Below are 19,254 nucleotides of genomic sequence, written 5' to 3'. Positions count from 1 at the left end.
GGGAGAGGGTATGAATCGCCTCACCAACCTCCAACTCGACTTCATGGGTCAGCGCAAGATCGCCTTCAGCCTGTCGGCGATCCTGATCCTGGTGTCACTGGTATCACTGGTGGTTCAGGGCCTTGCCCTGGGCCTCGACTTTACCGGCGGCACCCTGGTCGAAGTCCGCTATGCCAGCGCCCCGGCCCTGGACAGCGTGCGCGCAGCGCTGGAAGGCGCTGGTTTCAACGACGTCTCGGTGCAGACCTTCGGCGCCGCCAATGAAGTGCTGATCCGTCTGCAGCAGACCTTTGAAGCCAATGTGGGTGAGCAGGTCGTTGGCCTGCTCGCCCAGGGCGGTACCCAGGTGGATCTGGTGCGCGCGGAATTTGTCGGCGCCCAGGTGGGCGACCAGCTGCGTGACCAGAGCGGCCTTGGCATGCTCGTCGCTCTTGGCGTGGTCATGCTCTATGTGGCCTTTCGCTTCCAGTACAAGTTCGCGATCGGCGCACTGCTGGCCCTGGTCCACGATGTCATCATCGTGATTGGCTCCTTCTCGCTGTTCCAGCTGGAATTTGACCTGACCGTACTGGCCGCCGTGCTGGCCGTCATCGGCTACTCGCTGAACGACACCATCGTGGTCTACGACCGCATTCGCGAAAACATTCGCAAATCGCGGATCGACGACATGCCGGCGATCTTCAACGAAGCCATCAACCAGACTCTGGCGCGCACCCTGGCCACGTCCGGCACGACCCTGCTGGTGCTGATCGCCCTGGCCTGGCTGGGCGGCGACATGATCCACAACTTCTCCGTTGCCCTGCTGATCGGCATCGGTGTCGGTACCTTCTCATCGATCTACGTGGCAGCAGCGCTGTTGCTCAAGCTGAAGCTCCAGCGTCGCGATCTGATCCCCGAGAAGAAAGAAGACGCCGAGGAAGAGCAGCTGCCCTGACAGTGGCTTCCTGGCAGCCTCTTTCACGCAGTTCTTTCACGCAGTTCTGGCTGGCCCCGCCGTGTTTCACGGCGGGGCTTTTTCATGTCTGCGGTGTTTCCGCAACAGCTCCCCTACAGGGCTGCGATACGTCAGGAAACATGAAAATATGCGGTATCGCTTGCCCTGCAGACGACCACCTTTCATGCTTAGCCCCTACCCTTTCGCCTTGATGAGGCCGCATGTTCCTGCTGATCGCCTTTGCCGTACTCTCCATTGGTGCGTCCTTCCTGTGCTCCGTGCTGGAGGCAGCACTGCTGTCACTGACACCGAGCTACATTGCACGGGTGCAGGAAACCAATGAACGGCTGCACCTGAAGCTGAATGCCCTGAAGCGCGACATTGACCGCCCCTTGGCTGCCATCCTGACCCTCAACACCATCGCTCACACCGTTGGCGCCACCGGTGTAGGCGCTCAGGTGACCGTGGTCTTCGGTGAAGCCTGGCTGGGTATCGCCTCGGCCCTGATGACGCTGGCCATCCTGATCCTCTCGGAAATTATTCCGAAGACGATTGGCGCCAACTACTGGCGCCAGCTGTCCCCCTGGCTGCCTCCTATCCTCAACACCATGATCCTGGTGCTGAAGCCCTTCATCTGGCTATCCGAGCAGATTACCCAACGCATTGGCGGCAACGCTGCCGATACCGATATGCGTGGTGAAATCAAGGCGCTGGCCCGCATCGGCCTGGATGAAAAGGCCCTGGATCCGGATGAAACCCGCACCATCACCAACATCCTTAACCTGCACGAAATTGCGGTCAGCAAGGTCATGACGCCACGCACCGTGTGCGTGACGGTTCGTCCAGGGCTTACTGTGGCGGAGTTCGAGGAAGAGCTGGTGCGCTCTCCGTTCACTCGCTTCCCGGTGATGGATGGCGGCGAACAGGCCATCGGCTATGTGCACAAGGCTGACGCCTACCGCGCAGACGAAGACCACAGCATGAAGGACATCATGCAGGATGCCCCTTCGGTACAGGCAGATGACAGTGTCGAAACCGTCTTCACGATGATGCTGAAAGACCGCCAGCACCTGGCGGTGGTCTACGATGACCATGGTACCTGGGTGGGACTGATCACCATGGAAGACGTGCTGGAGACAGTGCTTGGACAGGACATCGTCGATGAAACCGATGATGTCACCAACATGCGCAAGTACGCCAAGCAGCGCTGGACCCAACGTCGTCAGGCAGACTCTGAGAGACACCGGCAGGTCGACCCCAACCCCTCCTGATGCCACCAGGGGTGTTCATCGTTGCGCAACATGCCGTGCCATCGATGCCACCCCACTTCGGCCACTATTTGCGATAACATCTCCATTGAAAATGATTATCAATGGAGACTTCATGTACAAGCCCCTCGCCATCGCCGCCCTGCTCAGCGTGACCGCCCAAGCCTGGGCGCACGACGCCCCGGAACGGGTCGCCGCGCTGGACTACGCTACTCTCGATATTCTCGACAACCTCGACCAGGACGAGCACATCGCCGGTGTCGCACAGTCGACCCTGCCTGAACACCTGTCTGCCTTTGCCAGTGAGGAATATGCCGACGTCGGGACCCTCAAGGAGGCCGACATGGCAGCCCTTGGCGCCATTGAGCCGGACGAGATTCTGATCAGCGGCCGCCTGGAAGCACAGCGCGATGCCCTTGAGCAAATCGCTCCGGTCTACAGCTCGGCCAATGCCGGCGACACCACCTGGGACCAGCTGGAAACTCGCGTCGACCAACTGGCGGAACGTTTTCATATCAGTGATGAGGGCGACCAGGCGCTGGAGGATCTGCGCCACTTCCTGGATCAGCGCCTGGCCACTATCGACGGCTCCCCCAGCGTGCTGGTAGTGACCCATAACGACGGCCACTTCTCAGCGCAGAACAATGCCATCGTGCACGACCTCATGGGACTTGCTGCCCCCAGCCTGCCAGACGATGTCACCCCGGTCACTCGCGGTGAGCGCACCTTTCTGCCCATGACACCGGCCCAGATACAGGCCACTGGCGCCGACCTGGTATGGATCGTGGATCGCAGCGCCGCCATTGGGGAAGCGGGTCTCGACCTCGCCACGCTGCAGCAGGACATCGGCGCTGACACGCCTCTGGCAGTGGGCTCACCACGACTGTGGTACCTCGCCGGCCAAGGCCTGGCCAGCACTCGCCTGCAAGTCGAGGAAGTGATGACCGCCCTGGCGCGCTGATCCTCCGCGGCGGGTTCGTCACCCCCGGTGATCTTCGCCGTATCGGCTTCACGTCACTGACATATCGGCAACCCGCCCTATAACGACAATGCCCCCGCAGCACGGCTGCGGGGGCATTGCGTTACAGGCCCTGAGGCAGAGACGTCAAACGCCGTTGGCGCTGACTCTTACTGCCGTCCAGACGACTCAGTCTTGATCTTCCAAGCTCGGCGCCGTCTGCACATGGGGGGCCAGCTGCTTGATCAGCGCCTTGAACAGGCGAGGATTGGCGGCCATCAGTGCACCTTCCACCGCTACCGAAGGCTTACCGTCAGGGGTTCCGATCAGCGCACCAGACTCCTTGAGCAACAGCGAGCCGATATCGAGATCCTGCTCTTCAACGCCAAGCACAAAGGCTGCGTCGGCGCGACCGGCCGCCAGCCGGGCCATGTCCAGAAGGCCACAGGCGCTGGACTGAAGCTGCTCAGCCTGCGGGCCAAGCTGCTGTACCAGAGTCAGGTAGGTCGGCAGGAAACGCGACCGCAGGTAGGTGTCCGGAAGACTCAGGGACAGACGTGCGCCACCGGCTCCCTTGATCTTGGAGACACGCAGGCGCTTGCCGTTCAGCTGGGCGCCACGCCCACGGCTTGCCAGGTACTCATCATCGCTGAACGGACAGATCACCACCGCATGCTCCGCTCGGCCCTTGATCAGGCAGACCACGGACAGCGCAAACTCGGGAGAAGCGACGCTCAGGTTGGAATACCCGTGGAAAGGCTCGATGCGCCACAGTACATCAGCGCCTTCGCCCTCACCCGCGCGATGCGGAGTGTAGCGACCCACCACGCCGTGCTGCGGGTAGCCGCGGGTCAGCTGACGGGTGATCAGGGATTCGGCGTTGCGTGCCGTGTCCTCGAGCAAGCGATCGAGGTTGTGCTCTTCGTGGGCATTCTCGATACGTTCGCGAATGCGCAAAAACTGTTCGCCGGCGCTGCGGGCAGCGCGCAGGGCGTACTGGACCATCGGATGCATGATCAGGCCTTGGGAGTCGGTGGTGTTAAAGAACGGAGTCGACGAAGGGAACGGACTCGGCGCGAATCCTAGCAGAAGGCACGCATGAATGCCACGGACTTTGCCGTGTCTAGCATGCTAAACTGGTCGACCGGCTGGTCTCCAGCGGCACGTCGGCAGCGTCAACGTGCACCCTCGATGGCTTGCTCGACCAGTACACCGCACCCGCCCACTCTCGAACCCACTCGCCGCGTCGCAACAGGATCTTTCATGCTCGAGCGTATTCGCATCGTTCTCATCGGCACCAGCCATCCCGGCAATATTGGCGCTACCGCCCGCGCCATGCACAACATGGGGCTGGCCGATCTGGCCTTGGTAGCACCTCGCTGCGAGGTCATCACCGCCGACAGTGTGTCTCGGGCATCCGGCGCTGACCGTCTGATCCAACAGGCCCAGGTGGTCGATACCATCGAACAGGCGGTGGCAGATTGCAGCCTGGTGGTTGGCGCCAGCGCTCGTTCACGCACCTTGCCCTGGCCGATGATCACGCCTCGGGAGCTTGGCGAGCGCCTGCCGACAGAGCTCGCCAGCGGCGACGCCCGCGTGGCACTGGTGTTCGGCCGTGAGGACAGCGGCCTGTCCAATGCTGAGCTACAGCGTTGCCATGCCCACGTGCATATCCCGACCAATCCCGATTTCAGCTCGCTCAACCTTGCGGCGGCCGTTCAGGTACTGGCCTACGAGTGCCGGCTCAGCTGGCTGGCCCAGGACGCTACCCCTGCACAGCCCGACGAGGATCTTCAGCCCCTCGCCACCCACGACGAGCTGGAGCACTACTTCGCGCACCTCGAGCGCACCCTGATTGCCATCGGCTTCCACGATCCAGCCAAGCCAAGACAGCTGATGGCTCGACTGCGTCGCGTCACCCTGCGTTCGCGCCCAGAGCGTATGGAGCTCAATATCCTGCGGGGCATTCTTAGTGCCACCGAGAAAGCCGCAGGAGCGCCGGCGCTAGGCGGTAGAATGACGGTGAGTGAGGCTGACAGAACGACGACTGAAGCGGCTGCACGTCATGCAGACATGGTAGCGGATGCCAGCACTGACCAGGACACCCAAGAGGCCGGACCAGAGGATCACCAGACGCCCTCCCGTTAACCCCGGGTACGCCTCTGCCACAGCCTGGCACCCAGCTGCGTTGCCTGGGCTTGAATGGCGTCACGTCTGTCCCCACTATGACCTTCTTAGCCGACCAAGGACCGCCGCATGTTTCAACGCCTACGCGAAGATATCAACAGCGTATTTGCCAGGGATCCGGCGGCGCGCAACTTTCTTGAGGTCCTGACCAACTACCCTGGACTTCATGCGCTGCTGCTCCACCGTATCTCCCACGCACTATGGAAGCGCAACCTGAAGTGGATCGCGCGTACGCTGTCGACGCTAGGACGCTGGTTCACAGGCATCGAGATTCATCCCGGTGCCACCATCGGTCGTCGCTTTTTCATCGACCATGGCATGGGCGTGGTGATCGGCGAAACCACGGTGGTGGGCGATGATGTCACGCTGTATCAGGGGGTCACCCTGGGTGGCACCAGCTGGAACAAGGGTAAGCGCCACCCGACGCTGGAGGATGGCGTCATCGTCGGGGCGGGGGCCAAGATTCTCGGACCCTTCACCGTCGGGGCCGGTGCCAAGGTGGGCTCCAACGCGGTCGTGACCAAGGCCGTCCCCGCAGGGGCCACGGTGGTCGGTATCCCCGGCAAGATCGTTCAGCGTGCCGACCCGGACAGCGACCCTGCACTGGAGGTCGACCCCGCTCGGCGCGAGGCGATGTGCCAGAAGTTTGGCTTTGATGCCTACGGCATGAGCCAGGACATGCCGGACCCCGTGGCCAAGTCGATGCAAGCCATGCTCGACCACATGCACGCGGTGGATGAGCGTATCGGCAACATGTGCCAGACGCTACGTCGCCTCGACCACAGCTATCGTGCTGGGCAGATGCCTGGCATCAAGGACGAGGACTTCGCCGGGATTCTGGAGGACGTCGACAAGGCCTGCGAGCCGGTGGTCGGCAGCCGCCACACTGCCACTCCCCCGCGCGATACCGCAGCAGACGATTCAGGCAGCCCAGACTCCGATGAACACTCTGCTGACAGTCAGCTGTCGACGACCGCCCCCGATGATGCCAGCGCTCACCGTGAGAGCACCCGCCACCGGCAGGAAGGTTGATGTACCGCAACAGCCGAACGTCCGAGCGTTGGCACACTGGCCCGGACACGCAAGCGCAGCACGCGCCAAATAGTTGACCGTGATGGTCGGTCTTTCTCATAATGACGGATTGCCAGTGGCGTCACCCTCAGTGGTGGCGCCATAACGTCAAGATTGCCGGCACCACTTGGCATCGAGGGTCCACCCCATGCGCCTGACCACCAAGGGACGCTACGCCGTCACCGCCATGCTCGACATGGCCGTCAATGCCGAACGAGGCCCCATTTGCCTCGCCGACATCGCCCAGCGTCAACAAATATCACTGTCCTACCTTGAGCAGCTCTTCGCGCGACTGCGGCGCGCCGGGCTGGTGGAGAGTGTGCGTGGCCCGGGGGGCGGTTACCTGCTGGCAGCGCCAGCTGAGGCGATTACGGTGGCCCGAGTGATCGACGCCGTCAAGGAGTCCGTGGACACCACTCGCTGTGGCGGCCTGTCGGATTGCCAGAAGGGCGATACGTGCCTGACCCATCACCTGTGGTTCGAACTGTCCGAGCAGATCCAGACGTTTCTCGACGGCGTGACGCTCGGGGAACTGGCCCAACGCCAGGAAGTGGCAGAAATCGCCGGTCGCCAACGCCGCCGCCAGCACAGCGACAGCATTGTGACGTCAGCCCCCTAAACTAGACTGTCGCCCTCGACGCTCGCCAACGATGACATTGCCCATGACTGCTCCCGTCTACCTTGATTACGCCGCCACCACCCCCGTCGACCCCCGTGTCGCCGAGGTCATGAGCCGGCACCTGACGCTCGAAGGCACCTACGCCAACCCCGCGTCGCGCAGCCACATGCCCGGCTGGCTGGCCGAGCAGGCCGTGGAGAACGCCCGCCGCCAGGTCGCTGACCTGATCAAGGCAGACCCTCGCGAGATCGTCTGGACCAGCGGCGCCACCGAGGCCGACAACCTGGCCATTACCGGCTACCTGCGGGCCAATCGCGACAAGGGCCGCCACCTGGTGACCTCGATCATCGAGCACAAGGCGGTCATCGACACCGCCAAGGCGGCGGAGCGTGAAGGCTTCGACGTGACCTGGCTGACGCCAACCCCCGATGGCCGCATCACCCCGGAACAACTGGCCGATGCCATGCGTCCCGATACCGTGCTGGTGTCACTGATGGCGGTCAACAACGAGCTGGGCAGCATCAATGACGTTGCGGCGCTCGCCGAGGTGGCCCACGCACACGGCGCCATGCTGCACGTCGATGCCGCCCAGGCCGTCGGGCGCATCGATCTGGACGTGACCGCCAGTGCCGTGGACATGATGTCTCTGTCTGCCCACAAGGCCTACGGCCCCAAGGGGATTGGCGCCCTCTTCGTGCGCCGCAGCCCAGATCTCAAGGTGGAAGCGCTGATTCACGGCGGCGGTCACGAAAGAGGCATGCGCTCAGGCACCCTGGCAACCCACCAGATTGCCGGCATGGGTGAAGCCTTCGCCCTGGCAGCAGCACAAGGTGACAGCGACCAAGCGCGTATCACCACGCTTCGTGATCGACTGTTGGCAGGAATCGACGACCTGGATGGGGTTCATCTGAACACCCAGCTGGAAACCGCAGTCCCCAATATTCTCAATCTCGGTTTCGACGGCGTCGATGGCGAGTCACTGTTGATGGCGCTGCGTGACATCGCCCTGTCCACGGGCTCCGCCTGTAATTCGGCCAGCGTCGAGCCCTCCTATGTGCTGAAAGGGATCGGCGTACCGAGACGTCTGGCGCTGTCTTCCCTGCGCCTGAGCATTGGACGCTTTACCAGTAACGACGACATAGACCGCGCTGGCCAGGCACTGCGCACTGCGCTGATTGCTCTGCGCCAGCGCGCCATGACCTGACCGCCGCCACGCGAGTTCGCGGCATGGTCATCAAGTCCACGCAGGCTGCTGCCTCTTCAGGCGGCGCCCGACCCAGGAGTAAACAGATGGCACACCTGACGATCACCCCTGCTGCAGCCAACCAGATCCGGCGCGTTCTGGAGGAGCGAGGCCAAGGCCTCGGACTGCGGGTAGCGGTCAAGCCAAGTGGCTGTTCCGGCTACAGCTACGTGCTGGACTTCGCCGACGAAGCCCAGGCCGAGGACGCCCTGTTCGAGGAGCATGACGCACGGGTCTACGTCGCCCCCGACGCTCTCGAGATGCTGGACGGCAGCGAAGTCGACTACGTCAACGAAGGCTTGAACCGGTTCTTCCGCTTCAACAATCCGAACGTCAAGGACCAGTGTGGCTGCGGCGAAAGCTTTACTGTCTAGCCGCCGGGCCGATCCCTCCAAGGGCTCGCGTACCCGCTGACGAACACTGTGTTCAAGACGCCATGAGAACGCTATAATCGGCGCTCTTCGGCGCAAGGCGCCACATCGCTTCGTTTTCCGCGTCGCGCCGCCCCGGTCTCCGGGGCGGCGCGACGCCATCTACCTGGCACCATGCCCATGTCCTGGGCTCAACCACTGGAGAGTTTCATGGCTACAGAGCGCACTCTGTCTATCATCAAGCCCGACGCCGTCGCCAAGAATGTCATCGGCGAGATCATCACGCGTTTTGAAAAGGCTGACCTGAAGGTCGTTGCCGCCAAGATGATCCACCTGTCCCAGGAACAGGCGGAAGGCTTCTACGCCGAGCACAAGGAACGCCCCTTCTTCGGCGACCTGGTGTCCTTCATGACCTCTGGCCCGGTCGTGGTTCAAGTACTGGAAGGTGACAACGCCATCCTGAAGAACCGTGAACTGATGGGTGCCACCAACCCGAAGGAAGCAGACGCTGGCACCATCCGTGCCGACTTCGCTTCTTCCATCGACGCCAACGCCGTCCACGGCTCTGACTCTGCCGAGTCTGCCGAGCGCGAAGTGACCTACTTCTTCAGCGCTGACGAGATCTGCCCGCGCTAAGGGCGTCGGGGGCTGTCACTATCGACGCCCCACCGGCGAGCGGATGCCCCGGGCATCCGCTCCCTCATATTCTGCCCACCGACTCGCTGATCCGATCATGACCACCACCGCCTCCCCCGAACGCACCAATCTCCTTGGCATGGCCCGAGAGGACATGGAAGCCTTCTTTCTCTCCATTGGTGAGAAGAAGTTTCGTGCCGCCCAGGTAATGAAGTGGATCCACCACGAAGGTGTCAGCAACTTTGCCGACATGACCAACCTGTCCAAGTCGCTGCGCGCTCGCCTTGAGGAAACCGCAGAAATACGCGGACCCAAGGTCGTCTACGAAGGCACCTCCAATGACGGAACGCGTAAGTGGGTGGTAGAGGTCGAAGACGGCAGCTATGTCGAGACCGTCTTGATTCCTGCTGACAACGGCAAGCGTCGCACCCTGTGCGTCTCTTCCCAGGTCGGCTGTTCACTGGACTGCAGCTTTTGCTCCACCGGCAAGCAAGGCTTCCAGCGCAATCTGACCAGCGCCGAGATCATCGGTCAGGTCTGGGTAGCCGCCAACAGCGACGGCGCCCGCAAGGACAGCAGCCAACGCCCTGTCACCAATGTGGTGATGATGGGCATGGGCGAACCGCTACTGAATTACGATAACGTCGTGCCGGCGATGAAGCTGATGCTCGACGATCAGGGCTATGGCCTGTCGAAGCGCAGGGTCACCCTGTCCACCTCTGGCGTGGTGCCCATGCTCGATCGTCTCGGCGATGAGCTCGACGTCAGCCTGGCCATCTCGCTGCACGCCGCCAACGATGAGCTGCGCAACGAGCTGGTACCGCTTAACCGCAAGTACAACATCCGCACCCTGCTGGATGCCTGTCACCGCTATCTGGCCAAGTGCGACGATACGCGTCAGGTGACCATCGAATACACGGTCATCAAGGATATCAACGATCAGCAGGAGCACGCTCGGGAACTGGCCGAGCTGTTGAAGGAGCTGCCCTGCAAGATCAACCTGATCCCGTTCAATCCGTTCCCGCACTCCGGGTACGAGAAGCCCTCGCGCAATCAGGTCGTTCGTTTCCAGCGCTGGTTATATGAACTGGGCCATACCGCTCCGATTCGCTCGACCCGCGGCGATGACATTGACGCTGCCTGTGGTCAGCTGGTGGGCCGGGTCAAGGACCGTACACGCCGTCACGAACGTTATATCCAGTCGATCCAGATCGACGCCGACTGATCCCGTCATCTTGACTTCGTTGAGGCACGGCGCTTTGATATTCGGGCCTTTTCCAGCCCTCCAGAGGGTGTCGACGACACCCCTCTGGCGGGGCCATGCAGCGGGAGAACGATAACGCCATGATGAGCCATGCAGACCGCCTGCCCCACTGCCTGCGCATTGTCGTCATGAGCCTGGCCATCGTGCTACCCGCCGCCTCCCTGTCAGGATGTGCCGTACCAGTCACTGATACCGAACACACTCCCGCCACCGCCTATCGCGACCTGGGAGAGGCCTACCTGCGCCAGGACAACCTGCCTCGGGCCCTGGCGGCGCTGGACAAGGCCTATCAGCTCGACGCCGCGGATCCGGTGACCCTGCAGGCCCTTGCCCTGGCACATCAGCGCCAGGGGGAGACCCACCTCGCCGCACAGTTTTTCCAAGATGCCCTTGAAAAGGACCCCAACTTTACCCGGGCACGCAACAATTACGCTGCCTTCCTGTATGATCGGGGGCAAACACGTGAGGCTTGCGATCAACTCGACCAAGCCAGTCACGACATACACTACGCTCACCGGGCCCAGCTGTTTGCCAACCTGGGACGCTGCCGGTGGGATCTCGGCCAGATCGAGGAGGCAAGAGCAGCACTACAGCGGTCACAGCAGATCGATGACCAGCTGGCTGCCAGCCACCTGATTCTGGCCGACCTGGAATACGCACAGGGCAACCTTATGCGCGCCCGTTCACAGCTGGATCGCTTCGTCAGTCTGGCGGGATGGAACTCCGCCGCCCGACGGCTTGCCGCGGACCTGGGGAACGCCGAGGGCTATCGTTCTCCGGCAGTCCAGGGCGAAGCCCTCCAGCCTTCACGCGCGCTTTGACCACTGTTTTCACGATGAAGGATGCTCAGCCATGAGCGACAGTCAGTACACCGACTCAGAGGTTTTCTCGTCTCAACCGTCTGCCGGAGATGACTCACCCGGCGCCCTGCTGTTGCGTGAGCGGGAGCGCCAGGGCCTGACCCGAGAGGAAGTCGGGGCAGCCCTGAACCTCCGACCCGCCGTCATCGAAGGGTTGGAGAACGACAATTACGACGAAGTCCCGGTCGTTACCTATCGACGCGGCTATCTGCGCAGCTATGCCCAGCTGCTGGGCGTCGACGTAGGCCGTGTGATGACGCTGTACAGCACGCGCATGGGCAACGAAGAAGTCGAACGCAAGGTGACCCCGGTCTACATCAACAAGCCCCCTTCGCGCCTTGGGGCCTGGCTGTTCCGCCTGATGACGCTGATCGTCATCGCTGGCTTGATCGGTCTGACCCTGATGTGGTGGCAGAGCCGTGGCGGCAGCCAACCGCCGGAAGTCAGCGACAATGGCCCGGTATCGGTGGATACCATCGACGGCAACGCTGCGGTCAGCGAAGACAGTGCCAGTAGTGACGAAAACCTGCCGCCGCTGCCTTCGGAAGACAGCGAGATGGGGCTGGTCGACGAGCAGGCGGAAGAAGCCAGCGCCGAAGTGGCCGAGAGCAGTGCCGACGCCACTCCGAGCACCGTGGCCGCCACCGAGGCAGCTGCCGCCAACGACGCAGCAAGCTCCGACAGTGACGACGCCGCACAGGACCTGGCCAGCGCGGATGACGCCTCCGAGCAAGACGCCGAGACTGACAGTGCCAGCGCTGCCGACGAGCAGAGCGCCAGCGAGGCAACGACCAGTCGGCGTATCCTCAAGCTGACCTTCAACGAGCAGTCCTGGACGGAAATCTTCGACAGCACCAACACCCGTGTCTTCGTCGGCCTGCAGTCACCGGGCACCGAAGCCACCGTGGAGGGCGAGCCGCCCTTCCGCATGACTGTCGGCAACGCCACCGGTGTCGAGCTCACGTGGGGCGGCGAACCCGTCGACCTGCAGCAACGCGCCGGCAGAAACAATGTCGCCCGCTTTACCCTGGGAGAGTGATTGATCGCCATGCATTCGCACTCACCGATCATCAGACGCAAGTCACGCCAGATTCATGTCGGCTCCGTGCCGGTTGGGGGCGATGCCCCCATCTCGGTCCAGAGCATGACCAACACCGATACGCTGGACGTCGAGGCCACCCTCGCGCAGATTCGCGCGCTGGAGCAGGCCGGTGCCGATATCGTGCGCGTATCCGTGCCGACCATGGAGGCCGCAGAGGCCTTCGGTCGCATCAAGAAAGGCACCCAGGTACCCCTGGTCGCAGACATCCACTTCGACTATCGCATCGCGCTGAGGGTGGCTGAGCTTGGGGTCGATTGCCTGCGTATCAACCCAGGCAATATCGGCCGCGAGGATCGCGTCCAGGCGGTGGTATCGGCAGCTCGTGACAACGGCATCCCGATTCGCATCGGCGTCAACGCCGGCTCGCTGGAAAAGGATCTGCAGAAGAAGTACGGGGAACCGACACCGGCCGCTCTGGTCGAATCGGCGATGCGTCACATTGATCACCTGGACCGTCTCGACTTCCCTGACTTCAAGGTCAGCGTGAAGGCTTCAGACGTGTTCATGGCGGTGGCGGCCTATCGCGATCTGGCCGCTCGCATCGAGCAGCCGCTGCACCTGGGCATCACCGAAGCGGGCGGTTTGAGGTCTGGCACCGTCAAGTCGTCGATCGGCCTTGGCATGCTCCTGATGGACGGCATCGGCGATACGATCAGGGTCTCCCTGGCCGCCGACCCGGTCGAGGAAATCAAGGTCGGCTTCGACATGCTGAAGAGCCTGCGCCTGCGCGCCAAGGGCATCAACTTCATCGCCTGTCCCAGCTGCTCGCGGCAGAACTTCGACGTCATCAGTACCATGAACGCCCTCGAGGAACGCCTTGAAGACGTCATGACACCGCTGGATGTTGCGGTCATCGGGTGTGTGGTCAATGGCCCCGGCGAAGCCAAGGAAGTCGACCTGGGCCTGACTGGCGGCTCCCCCGCCAACCTGGTCTACATCGATGGCAAGCCTGCCAGCAAGCTGCGCAACGACCACCTGGTCGACGATCTCGAGGCGCTGATTCGCCAGAAGGTCGCCGAGAAGGAAGCTACCGAACAGAACGTCATCGCTCGCCAGCTGTGACTCCGTCCCGGCGAACAGGCGCCGGCTAAACGTCACAGTCAGCCTACGAGAAGCAAGAGCGGCGAGACCAAGGAGCAAGTTTTGAGCAAGAAGATCCAGGCCATCCGTGGCATGAACGACCTGCTGCCGGATGCATCGCCCGTGTGGCAGTACTTCGAGGCCCAGGTACAGGCGCTGATGAAGCGCTACGGCTACAACGAGATTCGTACCCCGATCGTCGAGCAGACCGCGCTGTTTGCCCGCTCCATCGGCGAGGTCACCGACATCGTCGAGAAGGAGATGTACACCTTCGACGATCGCAATGGGGACAGCCTGACCTTGCGTCCAGAGGGCACCGCCAGTGCCGTTCGCGCGGCCATGGAGCACGGTCTGCTCTACAACCAGACGCAGCGCCTCTGGTACACCGGCCCGATGTTTCGCCACGAGCGCCCTCAGAAGGGCCGCTATCGCCAGTTCCATCAGGTCGGCGTCGAGACCTATGGGCTGGAAGGTCCTGATATCGACGCAGAAGTCATCCTGCTGTCGGCGCGGCTGTGGAAGCAGCTCGGACTGTTCGAGCACGTCACCCTGGAGCTCAACTCGCTTGGTTCCAATGAAGCCCGCGCCGCCTATCGTGACACGCTTGTGGCCTACTTCGAGGCTCACCGAGAGGTGCTGGACGAGGACTCTGTCCGCCGCCTGACCAGCAACCCGCTGCGGATTCTCGATTCGAAGAATCCGGCCATGGCCGCGATGCTCAGCGGTGCGCCGCAGCTGATGGATCATCTCGACCAGGAATCTCGCGATCACTTCAACGCGCTCACCGCGCGTCTTGATGCCGCAGGTATCGACTACGTGATCAACCCGCGCCTGGTGCGTGGGCTCGACTACTACTGTCGCACCGTGTTCGAGTGGACGACCGATGCACTGGGCAGCCAGGGCACCGTGTGCGCTGGAGGCCGCTATGATGGCCTGGTCGAGCAGCTTGGTGGCAAGCCGACCCCGGCGGTCGGCTTCGCCATGGGAATCGAGCGCCTGATCCTGTTGCTGGAGACGCTGAATATTGTCCCTGAAGAGGCCCGCGCGCCGCTGGACGTCTACGTCCTCGGCATGGACAGCGCCACCGATGGCGATGCCATGGCGCTCGCTGAAACACTGCGCGACCAGCTGCCGGAGCTTGGCGTGCAGCTGCATTGTGGCGGCGGCAGCTTCAAGAGCCGGATCAAGAAAGCGGATCGCAGCGGCGCCAGATTGGCCCTGCTGATCGGCGAAAACGAACGTGACACGGGCCAGGTGGCCATCAAGTTCCTGCGCGACGACCGCGAGCAGCAGCTGGTCGAGCAGGCCTCGCTCGAGACGACGCTAGAGCGCCTGCTGTCCGATTGATAGCCCCATTTCAGAAGGAGACCGCCCGTGGCGGAGCTGAGAACGGAAGAAGAGCAGCTTGAGGCGATCAAGCGCTGGTGGAAAGAAAACGGCACCTCGCTGATCGCGGGCGCCGTGCTGGCTGCCGCCGGCGTGTTCGGCTGGAATGCCTGGCAGGACTATCAGGAAGGCCAGTCCGTGGCCGCTTCCAGCAGCTATCAGCAGCTGCTGGACCTGGCCAGCCGTGATGAGCTGAGCGACAACGCTCTGACCCAGGCCGAGTCGCTGGTCGCATCGCTGCGGGAAGACCACGGTGACACGCTCTACAGCGAGCTTGCACTGCTGATGGAGGCGCGCCTGGAGGTCGACGGCGGCGATCTGGAAGCGGCCAGGGAAGCGCTCGAGTCGCTGATCGAAAGCAGTGACGACGGTTATCTGGTCGGTATCGCGCGTCTGCGCCTGGCTCGCCTGCAGAGTGCCGAGGGCCAGCACGACACGGCGCTGGCTACGCTGGATGGCGATATTCCTGCTGCGCTTGCAGCACAGCGCGACAACATCCGCGGCGACATCTACCACGCGACAGGTCAACGCGACCAGGCCGCCAAGGCCTGGCAAAGCGCCCAGACCCTGGCCGACGAGAACGGCCAACCGCTCTACGGCATTTCGCTCAAGCTCGATGACCTTGGCGACCAGGAGGCCACACTATGAAGCAGCGCACCAACAAGACCCGGATCGCCATCGCCACCGCCGTGACCATGGCCGCTTTGCTGGCGGGTTGCGCGAGCAAATCCGAGCCACAATATCCGCCGAAGGAACTCAAGGACTTCGCTGAATCGACCCAGGTGGACACGCGCTGGAGCGAAGGCGTTGGCGCCGGCCTGGGCGAGGCGACCTATCCCATCGAGCCCGCGCTGTCCGGGTCGACGCTGTTCGCCGCCGATGAGGAAGGCCTGGTCGAGGCGTTCAACACCGCCAATGGCGACACCCGCTGGGAAGTGGAGCTGGAATCTCCGATTTCCAGCGGCATCACCGCTGTAGACGGCGACGTCTTCCTGGCTACCCGCAATGGTGAAGTGGTGGCACTCGACCAGGACAATGGACGCGTCAAGTGGCGCACCAAGGTCCCCAGCGAAGTGCTGGCAGCACCGCAACCGACGTCGCAACTGCTGATCGTCCAGGCGGTGGATGGCACGGTGACGGCTCTGGACCGCCTGTCAGGTGACCGTCAGTGGGTCTTCACCGCCAATATGCCGTCCTTGACCCTGCGCAGTACCGGCACTCCGACCGCCATTGACCAGGTCACCTTTGCTGGCTTCGCCAATGGCCGCCTGTCGATCATCGACAATCGCTCCGGCCAGCAGATCTCAGAACGGACCATCGCCGTCGCGACCGGCATGAACGACATCGACCGCCTGGTAGACCTGGCCGGTCAACCGGTGCTGACGCCGGACGGTCGACTGTATGTCACCAGCTTCAACGGCCGCGTGGTAGCGCTCAACGCCCAGAGCGGTGAGACCCTGTGGTCAACGCCACTGTCCAGTTACCACACCCCGGTGCTGGTGGGCGACACCCTGTACGTCGTCGATGAAGCCAGCCGCCTGGTGGCCTTCGACGCCAACAACGGCAATGAGCTGTGGCGCCAGGAAGACCTCTACGGTCGCTCTGTCACTGCCCCGGCCTTCGCCGATGGCCGCATCGTGCTCGGTGATGCCGAGGGCTATGTGCACTTTATCGACGCCAGCAGTGGCCGCATGGTTGGCCGCACCCACATCGACGGCTCCGGCGTCAGCGTGCGCCCGCTCACCGATGGCAAGCGCGTCTACGCCCTGGCCAATGACGGAAGCCTGGAGGCTCTGGACATCCGCCCATGACCCCCGTTATCGCTCTAGTCGGCCGCCCCAACGTGGGCAAGTCGACCCTGTTCAATCGCCTCACCCGCTCGCGTGATGCGCTGGTCGCCGACTTCCCTGGACTGACCCGGGATCGCAAGTACGGCAACGGCATGCTCGGCAACAAGGCCTACACCGTCATCGACACCGGTGGTATCAGCGGTGACGAGGAAGGTATCGATGCCGCGATGGCCGAGCAGTCGCTGCAAGCCATCGACGAAGCCGACATCGTACTGTTCCTGGTGGACGCACGGGCCGGCCTCAACGTCGCTGACGAGGCCATTGCCAACCACCTGCGGGTCAACCAGAAGAAGACCTGGCTGGTGGTCAACAAGACCGACGGCCTGGAAGAGCATTCGGCCATGGCCGACTTCTGGCAGCTCGGTCTGGGCGATCCACGCCCGATCGCGGCTGCCCATGGTCGCAATGTCACGGCCCTGATCGACGAGGTGCTGTCGCCGTTCCCTGAGCGCGACATGGACATTCCCGCCGACACCGGCAGCAAGGGCATTCGTATCGGCGTCATCGGTCGTCCCAACGTCGGCAAGTCGACGCTGGTCAATCGCCTGCTCGGCGAGGATCGTGTCGTCGTCTTCGATGAAGCGGGCACCACCCGAGACGCGATCGAGATCCCCTTCGAGCGCCGGGGCAAGCCCTACGTGCTGGTCGACACCGCCGGTGTACGCCGGCGCAAGAACGTGACCGAAATCGCCGAGAAGTTCTCGATCATCAAGACCCTCGACGCGATCAAGGAATGTCACGTCGCGATCATGGTGCTGGATGCCCGTAGCGGCCTGGTGGAGCAGGACCTGCACCTTCTCGACTATGTGCTGACCTCGGGTCGCGCCCTGGTGCTGGCGGTCAACAAGTGGGATGGCCTGGAAAGTGAAGCCAAGGACAAGATGCGCGCCGAAATCAAGCGTCGCTTGGGCTTTGCCGATTATGCAGAGCTGCATTTCATTTCGGCGTTGCACGGCACCGCGGTGGGTGACCTCTATCCTTCGTTGGAGCGCGCCTTCGCTTCGGCCAATAGCCACTGGTCAACCAACCGCTTGACGACCCTACTGCAGGACGCGGTGGAGCAGCACCAACCGCCGATGATCCACGGCCGCCGCATCAAGCTGCGGATGGCCCACCAGGGTGGCAGCAATCCGCCCATCATCGTGGTGCACGGCAACCAGACCGACAAGTTGCCCGACGCCTACAAGCGCTACCTGACCAACACCTTCCGCAAGGTGCTCAAGGTCCGGGGCACCCCCATGCGTTTCGAGTTCCGCTCCGGCAAGAACCCGTACGACCGCATGGCCGACGCCTCGGATAAGGTCAAGGCCAAGCAGCGCGAGCTGGGACGTACCAAGGAAGCACGCAAGAACCGCAGGTAATCCGGCTCAAGCCGCACGCCAACGCCCGGCCACCGTGAGGTGGCCGGGCGTTTTGCTTCTATGGCTGTTCCGCCAGACGGTGTCGACCCACCCAGTCCACCGCAAACTGATAGGCACAGCGTCCACTGCGCCCGCCGCGAAGTGTCGCAAAGCGAACTGCTGCCGTGTCGGCCTCATCGGTCCAGTCGCCCGCCTGCCCTAGCCGCGAGACCCAGTGGCGGCAGGTCTCCAGGTAGGTGTCGCGGTTGAAGGGATGAAAGGCCAGCCACAGGCCGAAGCGGTCGGACAGCGAGATCTTTTCCTCCACCGCATCACCGTGATGCAGCTCCTCGCCGTCCGCGGTCAGCCGGCTCTCCAGATTGTCGCTCATATGCTCGGGCATCAGATGCCTGCGGTTGGAGGTCGCATAAATCAGCACGTTGTCGGGAGGCCCTGTCAGGGTGCCATCCAGCACGCTCTTCAGCGCCTTGTAGGCGTCATCCGAACCTTCGAAGGACAGATCATCGCAGTACACCACAAAGCGCTCGGGCTGGTGCCGTAGCTGCTCCACCAGTATCGGCAGCCCGGACAGATCGTGCCGGTCTACCTGGATCAAGCGCAGTCCCTCGTCGGACAAGGTATTCAGCAAGGCGCGGACCATGGAAGACTTGCCGCTGCCACGGGAACCCCACAGCAATGCGTGATTGGCCGGGAGCCCCTGCAGAAACGCTCGTGTGTTGGCCACCAGTTCGCGTTTCTGGCGCTCGACGCCCACCAGGTCATCGAGCCCGAGGGCGTCCCTGGGGGGCACTGGCACCAGCTGGCCGCCGAGGGCATGACGCTGCCATAGCGCCGCCACATCACGGCGCCAGTCGACAGGCGTAGGTGGCTCAGGCAGCCAGGGGTCGACACGCTCGAGAAGGTTGAGTAAGCGCTGCGCTAGTTGGGTATCCATGGGGTGAGTGTCCTTGTCGCGTGTTAAAGCCGCCGGTCAGGGTCAGTGTCGCCTCGCGGAGACCCAGGTTGCACCACCTTTGCGGTTGACCCTTCCAGCAGTCCGGGTATCTTTGGCCAAACGCTTCTGA

18 protein-coding genes and 1 pseudogene are annotated in these 19,254 nt (G+C 62.9%); 17 read left to right on the top strand and 2 right to left on the bottom strand.

Annotation, left to right across the window (positions count from 1 at the left end):
* The first annotated feature begins 10 nt into the window (after window positions 1-10).
* The 3 genes from secF (at window position 11) to KUW18_RS07365 (ending at window position 3,163) form a co-directional block, all read left to right on the top strand.
* Window positions 11-934: a protein translocase subunit SecF gene (gene secF / locus KUW18_RS07375; RefSeq protein ID WP_222561103.1), complete on the top strand. Its 924-nt coding sequence runs from the start codon at window positions 11-13 to the stop codon at window positions 932-934.
* 221 nt (window positions 935-1,155) lie between these two features.
* On the top strand, window positions 1,156-2,205 hold the full coding sequence (locus KUW18_RS07370) for a CNNM domain-containing protein (protein WP_206941557.1): 1,050 nt from the start codon (window positions 1,156-1,158) through the stop codon (window positions 2,203-2,205).
* Window positions 2,206-2,317: 112 nt separating this feature from the next.
* A complete protein-coding gene (locus tag KUW18_RS07365) occupies window positions 2,318-3,163 on the top strand; it encodes an ABC transporter substrate-binding protein (RefSeq protein ID WP_222162596.1) in 846 nt (281 codons plus the stop codon).
* 186 nt (window positions 3,164-3,349) lie between these two features.
* Here the strand turns inward: KUW18_RS07365 and KUW18_RS07360 are convergent, their stop codons facing one another.
* Entirely contained in the window at window positions 3,350-4,174 is an 825-nt protein-coding gene (locus KUW18_RS07360) for an inositol monophosphatase family protein (RefSeq protein WP_206941561.1), read from the bottom strand.
* Window positions 4,175-4,423: 249 nt separating this feature from the next.
* Between KUW18_RS07360 and trmJ the strand changes: the two are divergent.
* The 14 genes and pseudogenes from trmJ to der form a co-directional block, all read left to right on the top strand.
* Window positions 4,424-5,152 (top strand): annotated as a pseudogene (trmJ, locus tag KUW18_RS07355) (tRNA (cytosine(32)/uridine(32)-2'-O)-methyltransferase TrmJ); the annotation flags it as partial.
* A gap of 264 nt (window positions 5,153-5,416) precedes the next feature.
* Window positions 5,417-6,379: a serine O-acetyltransferase gene (gene cysE / locus KUW18_RS07350; protein ID WP_222237733.1), complete on the top strand. Its 963-nt coding sequence runs from the start codon at window positions 5,417-5,419 to the stop codon at window positions 6,377-6,379.
* A gap of 187 nt (window positions 6,380-6,566) precedes the next feature.
* Window positions 6,567-7,037, top strand: coding sequence for a Fe-S cluster assembly transcription factor (locus tag KUW18_RS07345; protein WP_206941566.1), 471 nt, complete (start codon window positions 6,567-6,569; stop codon window positions 7,035-7,037).
* A 43-nt stretch (window positions 7,038-7,080) separates the two neighbouring features.
* Entirely contained in the window at window positions 7,081-8,241 is a 1,161-nt protein-coding gene (locus tag KUW18_RS07340; protein WP_206941569.1) for an aminotransferase class V-fold PLP-dependent enzyme, read from the top strand.
* A gap of 86 nt (window positions 8,242-8,327) precedes the next feature.
* A complete protein-coding gene (locus KUW18_RS07335; RefSeq protein WP_206941571.1) occupies window positions 8,328-8,654 on the top strand; it encodes a HesB/IscA family protein in 327 nt (108 codons plus the stop codon).
* A gap of 207 nt (window positions 8,655-8,861) precedes the next feature.
* Entirely contained in the window at window positions 8,862-9,287 is a 426-nt protein-coding gene (ndk, locus tag KUW18_RS07330) for a nucleoside-diphosphate kinase (protein WP_206941573.1), read from the top strand.
* Window positions 9,288-9,384: 97 nt separating this feature from the next.
* Window positions 9,385-10,512 (top strand): 23S rRNA (adenine(2503)-C(2))-methyltransferase RlmN, encoded by a 1,128-nt coding sequence (gene rlmN, locus KUW18_RS07325; RefSeq protein ID WP_206941575.1) that lies wholly within the window; start codon window positions 9,385-9,387, stop codon window positions 10,510-10,512.
* A 119-nt stretch (window positions 10,513-10,631) separates the two neighbouring features.
* A complete protein-coding gene (locus KUW18_RS07320; protein ID WP_224908534.1) occupies window positions 10,632-11,372 on the top strand; it encodes a tetratricopeptide repeat protein in 741 nt (246 codons plus the stop codon).
* A 31-nt stretch (window positions 11,373-11,403) separates the two neighbouring features.
* Complete coding sequence (locus tag KUW18_RS07315) at window positions 11,404-12,450, top strand: RodZ domain-containing protein (protein WP_206941577.1); 1,047 nt, start codon at window positions 11,404-11,406, stop codon at window positions 12,448-12,450.
* Window positions 12,451-12,459: 9 nt separating this feature from the next.
* Entirely contained in the window at window positions 12,460-13,575 is a 1,116-nt protein-coding gene (gene ispG / locus KUW18_RS07310) for a flavodoxin-dependent (E)-4-hydroxy-3-methylbut-2-enyl-diphosphate synthase (RefSeq protein WP_206941579.1), read from the top strand.
* A gap of 81 nt (window positions 13,576-13,656) precedes the next feature.
* Complete coding sequence (gene hisS, locus KUW18_RS07305) at window positions 13,657-14,940, top strand: histidine--tRNA ligase (RefSeq protein WP_206941581.1); 1,284 nt, start codon at window positions 13,657-13,659, stop codon at window positions 14,938-14,940.
* Window positions 14,941-14,967: 27 nt separating this feature from the next.
* Window positions 14,968-15,627, top strand: a complete 660-nt coding sequence (locus KUW18_RS07300; protein WP_206941583.1) for a YfgM family protein — start codon at window positions 14,968-14,970, stop codon at window positions 15,625-15,627.
* Window positions 15,624-16,790 (top strand): outer membrane protein assembly factor BamB, encoded by a 1,167-nt coding sequence (gene bamB, locus KUW18_RS07295; protein WP_206941585.1) that lies wholly within the window; start codon window positions 15,624-15,626, stop codon window positions 16,788-16,790. Before KUW18_RS07300 ends, bamB begins: the two co-directional genes overlap by 4 nt.
* Entirely contained in the window at window positions 16,787-18,190 is a 1,404-nt protein-coding gene (der, locus tag KUW18_RS07290) for a ribosome biogenesis GTPase Der (RefSeq protein WP_206941587.1), read from the top strand. Before bamB ends, der begins: the two co-directional genes overlap by 4 nt.
* 58 nt (window positions 18,191-18,248) lie before the next feature.
* Here der and KUW18_RS07285 read toward each other — a convergent pair whose 3' ends face one another.
* Entirely contained in the window at window positions 18,249-19,124 is an 876-nt protein-coding gene (locus KUW18_RS07285) for an ATP-binding protein (RefSeq protein ID WP_222561101.1), read from the bottom strand.
* Between the last annotated feature and the right edge of the window lie 130 nt (window positions 19,125-19,254).

This window comes from Halomonas sp. DP5Y7-2 (assembly GCF_019802025.1).
GTDB classification, from domain to species: Bacteria; Pseudomonadota; Gammaproteobacteria; order Pseudomonadales; family Halomonadaceae; genus Halomonas; species Halomonas litopenaei_A.
Note: the sequence above shows the minus strand (reverse complement) of the source record. Positions and strands in the feature narration are given on the sequence as shown.

What these genes read in the sequence shown, in the direction of transcription:
- KUW18_RS07335 (WP_206941571.1), top strand. Translation starts at nt 8,328, where the DNA reads ATGGCACACCTGACGATCACCCCTGCTGCAGCCAACCAGATCCGGCGC.
- ispG (WP_206941579.1), top strand. Translation starts at nt 12,460, where the DNA reads ATGCATTCGCACTCACCGATCATCAGACGCAAGTCACGCCAGATTCAT.
- bamB (WP_206941585.1), top strand. Translation starts at nt 15,624, where the DNA reads ATGAAGCAGCGCACCAACAAGACCCGGATCGCCATCGCCACCGCCGTG.
- rlmN (WP_206941575.1), top strand. Translation starts at nt 9,385, where the DNA reads ATGACCACCACCGCCTCCCCCGAACGCACCAATCTCCTTGGCATGGCC.
- KUW18_RS07340 (WP_206941569.1), top strand. Translation starts at nt 7,081, where the DNA reads ATGACTGCTCCCGTCTACCTTGATTACGCCGCCACCACCCCCGTCGAC.
- KUW18_RS07370 (WP_206941557.1), top strand. Translation starts at nt 1,156, where the DNA reads ATGTTCCTGCTGATCGCCTTTGCCGTACTCTCCATTGGTGCGTCCTTC.
- KUW18_RS07345 (WP_206941566.1), top strand. Translation starts at nt 6,567, where the DNA reads ATGCGCCTGACCACCAAGGGACGCTACGCCGTCACCGCCATGCTCGAC.
- KUW18_RS07285 (WP_222561101.1), bottom strand. Translation starts at nt 19,124, where the DNA reads ATGGATACCCAACTAGCGCAGCGCTTACTCAACCTTCTCGAGCGTGTC.
- KUW18_RS07365 (WP_222162596.1), top strand. Translation starts at nt 2,318, where the DNA reads ATGTACAAGCCCCTCGCCATCGCCGCCCTGCTCAGCGTGACCGCCCAA.
- cysE (WP_222237733.1), top strand. Translation starts at nt 5,417, where the DNA reads ATGTTTCAACGCCTACGCGAAGATATCAACAGCGTATTTGCCAGGGAT.
- KUW18_RS07360 (WP_206941561.1), bottom strand. Translation starts at nt 4,174, where the DNA reads ATGCATCCGATGGTCCAGTACGCCCTGCGCGCTGCCCGCAGCGCCGGC.
- KUW18_RS07315 (WP_206941577.1), top strand. Translation starts at nt 11,404, where the DNA reads ATGAGCGACAGTCAGTACACCGACTCAGAGGTTTTCTCGTCTCAACCG.
- ndk (WP_206941573.1), top strand. Translation starts at nt 8,862, where the DNA reads ATGGCTACAGAGCGCACTCTGTCTATCATCAAGCCCGACGCCGTCGCC.
- KUW18_RS07320 (WP_224908534.1), top strand. Translation starts at nt 10,632, where the DNA reads ATGATGAGCCATGCAGACCGCCTGCCCCACTGCCTGCGCATTGTCGTC.
- der (WP_206941587.1), top strand. Translation starts at nt 16,787, where the DNA reads ATGACCCCCGTTATCGCTCTAGTCGGCCGCCCCAACGTGGGCAAGTCG.
- secF (WP_222561103.1), top strand. Translation starts at nt 11, where the DNA reads ATGAATCGCCTCACCAACCTCCAACTCGACTTCATGGGTCAGCGCAAG.